This window comes from Roseivirga sp. 4D4 (genome assembly GCF_001747095.1).
GTDB lineage: Bacteria > Bacteroidota > Bacteroidia > Cytophagales > Cyclobacteriaceae > Roseivirga.
Genome location: NZ_MDGP01000001.1, coordinates 3664098 through 3675845, shown reverse-complemented (window position 1 = coordinate 3675845; position 11748 = coordinate 3664098). Strand labels below are relative to the sequence as shown.

Annotated in this window: 10 protein-coding genes; 3 read left to right on the top strand and 7 right to left on the bottom strand. The window is 42.5% G+C overall.

Annotated features, from left to right (window positions below; genetic code table 11):
* Nucleotides 1–5 precede the first annotated feature (5 nt).
* Both prmA and tpiA read right to left on the bottom strand, forming a co-directional pair.
* The gene (gene prmA / locus BFP97_RS16070; protein ID WP_069843400.1) at nucleotides 6–839 is read right to left on the bottom strand and encodes a 50S ribosomal protein L11 methyltransferase; all 834 of its coding nucleotides are present in this window, start codon (nucleotides 837–839) and stop codon (nucleotides 6–8) included.
* Nucleotides 839–1600, bottom strand: a complete 762-nt coding sequence (tpiA, locus tag BFP97_RS16065; protein WP_069843399.1) for a triose-phosphate isomerase — start codon at nucleotides 1598–1600, stop codon at nucleotides 839–841. Before tpiA ends, prmA begins: the two co-directional genes overlap by 1 nt.
* Nucleotides 1601–1773: 173 nt before the next feature.
* Here tpiA and BFP97_RS16060 point away from each other — a divergent pair, with 173 nt between their 5' ends.
* Nucleotides 1774–3195: a CotH kinase family protein gene (locus tag BFP97_RS16060; RefSeq protein WP_069843398.1), complete on the top strand. Its 1422-nt coding sequence runs from the start codon at nucleotides 1774–1776 to the stop codon at nucleotides 3193–3195.
* Nucleotide 3196: 1 nt separating this feature from the next.
* On the opposite strand, the gene BFP97_RS16055 is transcribed toward BFP97_RS16060, so the two are convergent.
* The 3 genes from BFP97_RS16055 to BFP97_RS16045 all read right to left on the bottom strand — a co-directional run bounded on the left by BFP97_RS16055 (nucleotide 3197) and on the right by BFP97_RS16045 (nucleotide 5962).
* Nucleotides 3197–3892 carry a DUF2490 domain-containing protein gene (locus tag BFP97_RS16055; protein WP_069843397.1) on the bottom strand — a complete coding sequence of 232 codons (696 nt, stop codon included), beginning with the start codon at nucleotides 3890–3892 and terminating at the stop codon, nucleotides 3197–3199.
* The gene (locus BFP97_RS16050; protein WP_069843396.1) at nucleotides 3889–4497 is read right to left on the bottom strand and encodes a DUF4956 domain-containing protein; all 609 of its coding nucleotides are present in this window, start codon (nucleotides 4495–4497) and stop codon (nucleotides 3889–3891) included. Before BFP97_RS16050 ends, BFP97_RS16055 begins: the two co-directional genes overlap by 4 nt.
* An 85-nt stretch (nucleotides 4498–4582) precedes the next feature.
* Complete coding sequence (locus BFP97_RS16045) at nucleotides 4583–5962, bottom strand: aldehyde dehydrogenase family protein (protein WP_069843395.1); 1380 nt, start codon at nucleotides 5960–5962, stop codon at nucleotides 4583–4585.
* A 114-nt stretch (nucleotides 5963–6076) separates the two neighbouring features.
* Between BFP97_RS16045 and BFP97_RS16040 the strand changes: the two genes are divergently transcribed.
* Nucleotides 6077–7408, top strand: coding sequence for an alpha-L-fucosidase (locus BFP97_RS16040; RefSeq protein ID WP_069843394.1), 1332 nt, complete (start codon nucleotides 6077–6079; stop codon nucleotides 7406–7408).
* A gap of 106 nt (nucleotides 7409–7514) precedes the next feature.
* Complete coding sequence (locus BFP97_RS16035; protein WP_069843393.1) at nucleotides 7515–8447, top strand: hypothetical protein; 933 nt, start codon at nucleotides 7515–7517, stop codon at nucleotides 8445–8447.
* 36 nt (nucleotides 8448–8483) lie between these two features.
* On the opposite strand, the gene BFP97_RS16030 is transcribed toward BFP97_RS16035, so the two are convergent.
* Complete coding sequence (locus tag BFP97_RS16030; protein WP_221406615.1) at nucleotides 8484–11162, bottom strand: ABC transporter permease; 2679 nt, start codon at nucleotides 11160–11162, stop codon at nucleotides 8484–8486.
* Nucleotides 11159–11488: a PadR family transcriptional regulator gene (locus BFP97_RS16025; RefSeq protein ID WP_069843392.1), complete on the bottom strand. Its 330-nt coding sequence runs from the start codon at nucleotides 11486–11488 to the stop codon at nucleotides 11159–11161. The genes BFP97_RS16030 and BFP97_RS16025 overlap by 4 nt, the downstream gene beginning before the upstream one ends.
* Between the last annotated feature and the right edge of the window lie 260 nt (nucleotides 11489–11748).

Genomic DNA, 11748 nt, shown 5'->3' with positions numbered 1-11748 from the left:
AAAACTTAGTTGACTTTCTGAAGCACCAGACCTACCCAGTTTTTACGGGTGGTGTGCTTCACTTCTTTCAAACCGTGGTTTGAGGTCAAATCTAATATTTGTGACATGTCTTTTTCGTAGAAACCACTTAGGAACAAATAGCCCCCATCAACCAGTAAATCGCCATAAACGGGAATTTCATTGAGCAAAACATTGGTATTGATATTGGCTAAAACGATGTCGTATTGCTCATTGAGTTTCAACTCATGGATAGTACCCTTCTTAACAAAAGTTGGTACCACATCATTTAGCCCAAAATTTTCAATTGAGTTTTCTATACACCACTCGTCAATATCAGTAGCGGCAACAGACTTGGCTCCCAGTTTATCGGCCATAATGGCCAGAATACCGGTACCCGAACCAACATCCAGCACCTTCTTGTCTTTGTGGTCAACTTCTAATTGTAGTGCCAGTAACTGGTGGGTTGTCTCATGATGACCCGTACCAAAAGACATCTTTGGTACTATCACTATTTCGTATGGGTATTCGGGTTTGGATTCGTGAAAAGTAGCTCGAACGTAAATTTTATCGTCCACCAGAATGGGATCGTAGTTCTTTTCCCATTCTTCGTTCCAGTTGACCTTCGGTATCTTCTTCAGCTCGTACCAAATTCTGGTTTGCTTCCTGTAATCATTAAATAGGGTTTGCAAAGCTGGATGGCTGAATTTCTCTTCTGAAATGTAGGCTTCGAAACCTACCTCTGTTTCGACAAAGGAATCATATTCAAGGTAACCCATCTCTGCTGTAAGAATATCTCTAAACGGAGGATCACAATGAACATTGATTTGAATGAAATCCATTAGTAGGATTTAGCGATATCAACGAAATCACGGGCTTTTAACGATGCTCCACCTATCAGACCACCATCAACATCAGGTTGTGCCAGAAGCTCCTGAGCGTTTGCCGGCTTCATGCTACCTCCATAAAGGATTGATATGTCGTCAGCGACCTCCTGACCAAATTGCCCTGCCAGTGATTCTCTAATACTCAAGTGCATTTCTTGCGCCTGAGCCGAACTGGCTGTGACTCCGGTACCTATCGCCCAAATTGGCTCATAGGCGATCACCACTTTCTTCATTTCTTCAGCGGAGAGTTCAAAAAGGCTTTCTTTCAATTGATTATTCACAAAACCGACATGCTCGTTGGCCTCTCGCGTTTCTAAAGATTCTCCGCAGCAAAAGATTGGTGTAATGCCTTTGTTCAAAGCTAACTTTACACGATCAGCAAGCTGCTGATTGGTCTCGAAATGATACTCTCTACGTTCGCTGTGACCGATAATGACAAATGAAGCACCAGCAGAAATAACCATCTCAGCTGATAAATCTCCAGTGTAAGCTCCAGACTCATGTTCGCTCATATTTTGGGCTCCAACAGAGACATTCGCAACATCCTTTACAATTCCCGAAACAGCCGATAAATGAATAGCCGGTGTGCACATGATCATGGTCACTTCAGAAGGCACTTCATCCGCGGCCATATTGGTGACTTCAGAAGCAAGCGCCAATCCGTCTTCTAAAGATTTATTCATTTTCCAGTTTCCTGCGATTATCTTTTTTCTCATGTCATTTTCTGTTGAGGCTCAAATATACTTGAGTTCAAAAGATAAGCGTTAGAACAAAGTGGAAATTTAGAGGTTTCGATTAGTGATTAGCACGTTAAAAACCATAACGAGGTATAATTTTTGCTAATTTCCTCTGACGTATAAATATCACATAAGCCGATAGCCAAAACCCGATGCGCCTACACAAATCTTCTACTGCTCTGATTCTCATTTGCTCCCTGATCATTATCTCATGCAAAGACAAAGAAGGTGGAACAGATATACCGACTGATCCAGATCTAGTGCTCCCAGAGGGCAGTGAAATCCCATATTTCGTCATTAGTTCCGAAGGAAACACCATCGTTGATGAGCCGAAGGTAAGTGGCACTTTACAAGTGTTCGTCAACCAACAATCCGTTTTCTCGAATCCAATTGGTATTGAATTACGGGGTTCAACTTCCAGAAGGCTTTTTCCGAAACTATCCTATGGCATTGAATTTTGGGATCAAAATGGCGAAGATATCTCCTTAGAGATTTTAGATTTTGGTAAAGAGGAAGATTGGGTGCTGCATGGCCCGTATAGCGACAAGACGCTGTTGAGAAACGTCCTGCTCTATGATTTGTCCAACGACATTGGCCGATGGGCTGCAAAAACACAGCTTGTCGAACTTAACCTTAACAACAGTTATAGAGGCGTGTATGCCTTTATGGAAAAAATCAAACGTGATGGCGATCGGTTGACCATAGAACCGATGGATCAGACGGTAACCTCTGGTGCTGAACTTACCGGTGGGTACATTTTAAAAATCGACAAGACCAGTGGAGATACCGATAACTCAGATTGGCCGGGTGATGCTTTGTATACTGAAAACCTGGGGTTCAGGTCACCTTACAGTCCTAATGGTAATATTCACCCTTTCGAACCCTATGGATCTAAAAGAGGAATAGAGACGTACTTTATGTATGAGTACCCACGAGCCGAAAACATTAATGATGCACAGAAAAACTATATTCAGCAATACATCAGCGACTTCGAAGAGGCCCTTATCCAAGAAGACTATTCAGGAGCAACGCGTGACTATGAAAATTATATAGATGTCGGCAGTTTTGTCGATTTCTTCATCCTGAACGAACTCAGTGCCAACCCTGATGCCTACCGGTTAAGTACTTACATGCATAAGTACCAGAATGGTAAGCTGGCTATGGGCCCTGTTTGGGATTTCAATTTGGCCTTTGGCAATGATGGCAGAAGTGCCACCAGCGAGTGGATTTACGAATTCAATGATCGAAATCCTCAAGATTTATGGCTTGTACATTTTTGGTGGGATAAACTACTCGGTGATCCAAAATTCAGAAGTGCCGTCAAAACCAGATGGACAGCGCTTAGAAGTAATGAACTGGGCCTGACCGCCATTAATGCAAAAATCGATGACTGGGTGACCTACTTAGAGTCAAACGGTGCTGCAAACCGTAATTTTGCTCAGTGGCCGGTTTTCGGCATTGCCCTGCCATTCAACAGCTTTGTAGGAAATAGCCTTGAAGAAGAAATCGACTACGTCAAAAACTGGTTAAGGCAACGTACCGTTTGGATGGACTCACAGATTCAAGGGTGGTAGCTCAAAAGGTATAAGTATACTTGAATGAAAGTATATGGGTTAGCTGCTTGATATTGAGTCCTAAAGAACTCTCAAAAAGATAGAAAAAGCCTAACTCACCGAATTTCTTATAATCTCGTTCTGTGCCGAAACCAAAACGAATTTGATTGTTCGTGCCTACCTCATCGTTTAGTGCATTGAAATACTCAACTCTTACTTGCGGATCGTATTTCCAGTCCTTAATCTTGTATTCTGCACTTGTCCTAAGCCTTAAGAATTTTTCAGGAATATCACCCTGAGCTTCCGAAATACCAACCTCATTCCGGTGTTGATATAAGGCCCTGTATTTCATTCTAAGTTGACCCAGGTCATGCTTATAACTAGCTCCGAATTGGTAGCGAAACAGATCTTCAAAGCCTTGAATGCTTCCGCTATTGTCATTTCTTGTAATGTATCTTGAAACGGCATGAAGACTCAATGCCTCGATCGGCTTAAAAGTCAGTTGAATTTCTGTGTGGAAATTCTTGAGTGCATTTACATCATCATCGAACCGAATCTGCTCTTCAAAGGCGATTTCCCATTTATCCGTAAGATCTACTTTCCCTCCTGCTTTCAACCATACCTCAACATCGCTTACTCGTCCTCCACTTTGGCCGAAGGCAGAAACAGTGAAAAAACAAACCAAAAAGGCGGTGAGAAGAATTCGAAACTTGATCATCTCGATTGAACTCGGTAAAAAATATTCAAGGTACAGACGCCATTGGCCAAGTCTGTTTTTAAAACAGATACCTCCGTAATATCAAGACCAGTTTTCTCCTTTAAATCAACCACAAGGCTATCGTAGTTTTCGGGCTTTAGTCTTTCTAAATCATTGTAAGTAACACTCCTTTGTTCGACTCTGGCTTTCGACAGTACATACTTTTCGATCACATAGATGGCCCCAACAATAGCCACATTCGCACCGATCACCTCGGCATAGCTCATATTTCTATTCGCCAAAGCATTGATCACAGAGACTCCAATCACCACGAAGAGGTAGGTCATCTCCTTAATGTCAATGGTTAAGGTGCGGTAGCGAATGATCCCGAAAATGGCAAAGAGACCCAAGGCCATTCCTAAATCAAGTGTAAAATTTTGTAGTGTAAAGCATAGAAAGAAAATCACTATGCTCACCATATAAAAGGTAAAAACGTATTCCGTTCTCCGGGCATGTCGGTAGTAAAGCCCTCGAATGATCACACTGATGAAGGTAAAATTCAGTGCAAACCGAAAGATCATTTTATAGATATCATTATCGAAGAGAGGAACTCCCAAAAACTCCATAAGCGCGCGTAAAAGTCAAGCTTACAAGATAATAGAATATCCCAAGCAATACCTTCTCTGTGGATTCAAAAGTCAAGCAAATTACCTAGGACAGAATCCGTTTAACAATGGAAAAATATTTGAAGGGAGGGTATCGGAAAGGAACATCTATCCAAGTTGGGGATTTCATAATAGCCCTAGCATTTGAAAAGGCCTCAAAACTAAATTTACCATGGTAACGCCCAATACCACTTGGACCCACACCACCAAAAGGCAGTGTGTGATTAGAAATGTGTATGAGGACATCATTGATACAAACTCCTCCTGAGGTATTCTCATTAAGGAGGCTCTTGGCATTCGAGCTTTTTCCAAAGTAATAGTAGGCCAGCGGTTGGTCTTTACTATTCACAAAGTCAATGGCTTCATTGATATTCGAATAAGTAATTAAAGGCAAGATGGGGCCAAAAATCTCATCACTCATTATGGTACCATCCAAGTCGACATCTTCCATCAAAGTTGGGCTGATGTACTTGTTATCTCTATCGCTTTCACCTCCGTAAATCACTTTCCCCTGGCTCAAATAACCTGATACTCGGTCGAAGGCAGCTGACGTGATCATTCTAGGAAGAAATTCACTCTGCTGTGGATCGCTGCCAAAAAACTCCTGCCAATTTTTGATGATCTTGGAAGTCAATTCCGTCTTAATACTTTCATGCACCAAAAGATAATCTGGAGCAATACAGGTCTGACCAAGGTTCACAGTCTTTCCCCAAGCAATCTTCTTTGCTGCTACATCCAAGTCAGCGCTTTCATCAACAATACAAGGACTTTTTCCTCCAAGCTCCAGAACTGTCGGTGTTAGCGTCTCTGCCGCGGCTTTGGCAACGACCTTACCTAACATTGTACTGCCGGTAAAGAAGATCATATCAAACTTTTCGGAGAATAAGGCTTGATTGGTGGGCTTACCCCCATGAACCATCGTTACATGGCCAGGTTCAAAGACTTCCCTTATAATATCCTCCATTGCAGCATTGGTGTTAGGAGAAAATTCTGATGGCTTAAGCATAACGCAATTCCCCGCTGAAATAGCCCCAATAAGGGGTGTCATAATTAACTGAAAGGGATAATTCCATGGAGCAACAATGAGCACAACTCCTCTGGGTTCATGCTTCAAATAGCTGGATGATGGAAGAAGGTATAATGGTGTTCGAACGCTCTTGGCTTTAGACCATTTTCCTAATTTCTTAAGGTGAAGGTCTATTTCTTTAATTACAAGGCCAATCTCAGTGATGAAGGCTTCTTGAGGCGACTTTCTCAAGTCATTAAACAATGCCTTAGCAATGACATCTTGCTGTGATAAAATGGCAACTCTAAGTTTCTTCAAGGACCTCTTTCGACTTTCGACCGATCGAGTCGAACCAGTTTTGAAAAACGCGGTTTGGGCTTTTAATTTTTCCTTGATGATATCACTGCTCGTTTCCTTCATTAACCACGCTGATGATGCGAATTTTTAAGGTACAAAATCTTAAGATGTATCAAAATGAAACTACCTCATGACTATCCACGAATAGCAATTTGAAATAAGTCCTTAAATTCAGACATGGCACGCTCCATTAGACAACTATTCAAACAGTCATTCTCATTATTCATTGCATTAGGCTTAATCCTGCCCTCACTCAGCTATGCTCAAGGAAACTCTGAAGAAAAGAAAATGGAATGGTTTGGCGATGCGAAACTGGGTATCTTTATTCACTGGGGAATTTATGCCGTCAATGGCATAGACGAATCATGGTCTTTTTACAATGGTTATATCTCACATGAAGACTATATCAAACAGGCGGAAGGCTTTGGAGCAGAAAACTACAAGCCAAAAGAATGGGCAAAACTGATTAAGTCTAGCGGAGTACAGTATGCTGTAATCACGACAAAGCACCACGATGGTTTTTCGCTTTGGAATACTGCATTGGGAAATTTCAATGCTGTGAAACACTCAAAGGCTGGTAAAGATTTAATCACTCCATTTGTCAAAGCAATTCGAAAGGAAAACCTGAAAGTTGGTCTTTATTACTCCCTTCCCGATTGGTCAAGTGACTTGTATACACATTTTACCAATACGGAAAAACGATACAAAATTGCTGACGAGCCCGAACGTTGGGAGAACTTCCTCTCCTATTATCAAGGACAATTGAGTGAGTTATCCGAGGCTTACAACCCAGACCTCTGGTGGTTCGATGGTGATTGGGAACACAAGGCGGAAGAGTGGAAAGCCAAAGAAACCAGAGCGATGCTCCTGGCTAAAAACCCCAATACAATTATCAATGCTCGGCTAAGTGAAAACGGGGACTATGCCACGCCAGAACAAGGCGTTCCGCTAATGAAGCCAGAAAGCCCTTTCTGGGAATTGTGCATGACCATGAATGACTCATGGGGCTTTCAACACAATGACACTAACTATAAAACGCCCAATCAGATCATCCGCATATTCGTTGATTGTCTTAGGCTCGGGGGAAACTTACTCTTGGATATCGGACCTAAAGCGGATGGCACTATTCCAGAAGAACAAGCAGCAATTCTCACAGAACTCGGCAGGTGGACGAATAAACATAAAGAAGCCATTTACGGAACTCAAGCAGGCATTCCGTTGGACTACTTCTATGGTCCAACCACACTATCGAAGGACAAGAAAACGCTTTATGTATTTCTAGCACATAAACCTAATGGACCCATTGTGATCCGAGGTCTGAAGAACAAAGTCAATCGTATCCGTGTAGTCGGGCAGGGCACAAAACTCAGTCAACAGGTGCATAACAAACCCTACTGGAGCAATAAAGCCGGGCTACTCTATTTCGAAGTACCTGAAGCTGCATTAGATGCCCAGGTGACAGTAGTAGCCCTTCAGCTTGATGGTGAAATTCAGTTAGACGATAAGTAATAACCGCCTAAAAATTAAGGACTTAGAGATTGGGTTGGCATGAGCCTCACCTCAGAAACTATCTAAATTTTTCGCATCTTTATTCTCACACTAAGGCATTAAGTGTATGAAAAAGAGCATTTACCTATTGACATTTCTTCTACTCGTAGCCTGTTCTAGCGGGAGCGATGATTCAGAAACTCCCGATCCCGATTCAATCGTTATTTCAGGAGCTCTCTCTGGCATTCAAAGTGCAGCCACGGTTGATATCGGTTCTACCACTATCAATACATCCCAAAGTGGCAGCTACAGTCTGGAGGTTGAGAATGGCGCTTATACCGTAATTCCATCCAAGGATGGTTTTGCGTTTAATCCTGTCGGTCGGACAGTAAATGTCAATGGCTCAGCGCAGAATAACATCGATTTCACTGGAGCCGCCACCCAAACCACTACGGCATTTTCAGCAAACTGGGATCTGTTCAATCCGATGGCTGTAGGCATTTCGGAAAACACAGACACCAGGCTCAACCTTACCATGGCTCAAAATGCCCTTTGGTTTGAGGGTAACCAGGGCGGACTTGCTTACCAAAATGTGACGGGCAATTTTACATTTACTGCTACAGTCTCGGTGAGAAAAACCAGCGATGCCAATGCGGCTGTTGACTGTAACATATGTCTTGGGGGTCTGATGGCCCGAAGTGCCGATAACAGATCAGGCGAAGACTATGTTCACATTGTCTCAGGAAATACCCCTCAAGGGCTCGGCTATGAGACAAAAAACACGAACAACAGTGCTTCCCCCTTTGAGCCGATCTCTGATGGAGCCACTGATCATGAACTTAGAATCTGTCGTGACGGATCGACTTTCCGCCTGTACCAAAGAGCTGTTGGTGCCAATACCTGGAATCTGGCTGCTACCTATGACCGACCCGATCTTCCACCCACATTACAGGTAGGGTTCAATATCTACACGGCAGCATCAGGGAGTGTAGCAGATTTGCGCGTGATATACGAGAACGTAAGTCTTGATACATTTTCGGGGTCCACTGGTTGCCAATAACAAGAAAGAGCCTCTCACAGAGAGGCTCCCTTTAATTTACTCAGACCTTAAAGACTTAACAGGGTTGCTCAAAGCCGCCTTCATACTCTGATGACTAACCGTTAATATGGATATCAGCACAGCTGTAGCCGCTGCAATGACAAATACTACCCAACCCATTTCTACTCTATAGGTAAAATCTTGTAACCAGCGGTCCATGGCAAACCAGGCAAGCGGTATTGAAACGAGAATGCCTATGCTTACCAGCTTCAAAAACTCTGAAGAAAGTCTCAAGGTGATCTGTGTCACCGAGGCCCCAAGTACTTTTCGAATACCAATTTCCTTTGCTCGTCTTTCGGCATTGAAAGCCGCCAAACCGAAAAGTCCAAGGCAGGCAATGAAAATGGAAAGCGTTGTGAAGGTGATAAAGATGCTACCCAAACGTTGTTCTGCTTTATATACCTCATCAAAAGAATCGTCCATAAAGTAGTAATCGAAAGGTTGTCCAGGTGCCATTTCTCCCCATAAGTCATCAATTTGTTCAATGGTCTCTGAAAAATCCGAGGCATTGAGCTTAACCATCATCCGATTGGCCTCTCTTTTGCCAATAATCAGACTTAAGGCGTCAATATTATTCCTCATGGTTTCAAAGTGAAAGTTCTTCACTACGCCAATCACTGTGTAGAAAGCCATTTTAGATTCGTCCGGGTTTCTGAAATCGTCCGTGATTCTCATTCCTAATACTTCTTCAGGAGACTTTCCAAGCATTTTCACTGCCGATTCATTCAGTATGACACCCATTGAATCTGTCGTCAATGCTTTATTGAAATTCCTACCTGATATTAGCTCAAGGTTAAGTGTTGGTACGTAGTCAAAATCAATATGCCATTGATCAATAATGATTGCGGAATTGGCTTGGAAGACTTCTCCCTCGGGAAAATAAGTCACGCCACTTCTATCCGATGGTGTGGGCAGGTAGCTGCTCAATGAAGTGCGTTCAACTTGTGCCAGGCGATTGATTTCTTCTTTAAAAGTCTCGACTTGTTCTCCCACTGCACTCACATCGTTCAACACCAAGATCTGATCCTTCTGAAAACCCAGGTCTTTGCCCTGAATAAAGCTAAGCTGCCTAAAAACGACCAAAGTGCTGGCAATTAGAAACACTGACACGGCAAACTGAATGATGACAAGTAGTCTTCTAGTATTTGCGCCACCTACTGTCTGTTCTGCTCCCTTTAAACCTTTCAATGGCGAAAATTTGGACATGAGAAAAGCTGGATAGCTTCCCGAAAAAAGTCCAAGAACCAACGTAGCTCCCAATAGAATTAACCAGAATGAAAGTTGATCAAATGGTAAAGTCATGGACTTACCAGCAAGCGCATTAAAGTAAGGCATCGCCAGAGAAGCCATACCTATCGCAAGAACCAGGGAAAAAAAGGTAACGAGTGTTCCCTCCGTTAAAAACTGTCCAATTATTGCCGATCGGTAAGACCCTAATGTCTTTCTGATCCCAACCTCCTTAGCCCTTTTCAATGATCGAGCAGTGGACAAATTCATAAAATTGACACATGCCAATAGAATTAGAAATAGCCCAATGAAGAACAGTATGTAAATGTTCTGAATATCTCCATTTAAGTTGAAATCACCCGAAAGGTTTGGAGACTTCAAATGCACATCTGTCAATGCAGTGGCATCAAATATCATATAGTTTCCAGATTCCTCTTGCTCTTTGACGCTTTCCATGGTCAACCCAGGAAATGACTTCATGGCCCAAGGCAGCAGGTACCTGTCCTTCACAGTGGCCAGATAGTCTTGAAGATCTGATTCGAGCGCTCCTTCTTTCAGCTTGATAAAGGTTGGGTAATTCCAGTCGTTCCAGGCTGGGCTATCATGATCATCGAAGCTTGTAATAGACAAAAACAGACCATAATCTTTGAGGAATGAGTTCTTTGGTAAATCCTCTATTACCCCCGTTACAATGTAAACCTCATCATTGTCCAGTAGCATTTGCTGACCGAGCGCATTATTCAAACCGAAGTGCTTTTCTGCAGCCGAACGTGAGAGCACAAGAGAATTGGCTTCTGCCAATGCCGATCGTTTATCCCCAATGATCAGGTCCAGACCAAACATATTGAAGAAAGCGGGGTCCGCCCCGACTACATTGTCTTCTTTCACATTTTGATCGGCATTCAGTTGTCGGATGAGCTTGCTGCCGGTATGCTTGAACCTGGTTATCGTCTCTAAGTGAGGATAATCCCTTTTCATGACTTCGGCTAAAGGACCAGAGACTGCGGCATACTTGTTCGTCTCACCAGCAATCTTATTATCAATGTTTGCTCTGTAAATCCGATCGGCATCGGCAAACATTTTATCATAGCTCAGCTCATCAAATATGAAAAGCGAAATGAGTAGAGCGCCTGCCATTCCTATGGCTAGGCCAAAGGTATTGAGGGCAGTAAAAAAAGGTTGACGTTTTAGGTTTCTCCAGGAAACCTTCAGGTAGTTTTTAAACATGGATGTTGTATTTGAGTTGTTGAATTTTTGAAATGACTTTATAAATGCTGGCCTGAAGTATTTGATAACACTCCAGGTAAATGCCCTTCTTGCTTTTGATGGAGCGACTTCAAAACGCTTTTCAAAGAGCTCCACAAGATCTCCCTCTACTTCCTCCAAGTAGTCTTCTCTACAAAACCATCGTAGAAATTTGAGTGAACGCTTTGGTGGCTGAGGTTTCATTGACCAAATGAAATATTAGGGATTTGCTTGTAAATACTAGTTCTCAATTCATACTGTCGATCGAGTGTCTTCTTTCCTAGGGCCGTTATTGCATAATACTTCTTTCGCCTACCACCTCGCTCGTTCGTAATACCGCCATAAGACGACTCAACAAAGCCCTTTTTCTCAATCCGCTTCAAAGCCATGTGCACTGCACTGATATTGACTTTTCTACTGAGCTTTTCTTCTAGGTTTTCAAGAATAAGCACGCCATAGGCCTCACGGTTATAGGCCGCAACCATCAGCAAAACGAGCTCTTCAAATTCTCCAAGTGAGTGATCAGACATAAGAAATACATTTACTTAACGAAAGTAAAAGTAATAATTATTTTCACTTTTGTTGAGTAAATAGTTTGAAAAATTTTCAAGCACTACTCAGTTCTGTCAATTCAACACCTGAAATAGGTGCATTAAGATCATTAGATGGCCACACAGCAGTTTCACATAGAATTTCTATCAGTTGGAATAAAACCTTAACCCAACACCACATTGTCTCGTGAGGATTAACGATCCTCACAATACCGAAAACGACTTTTTATCTGCTGACC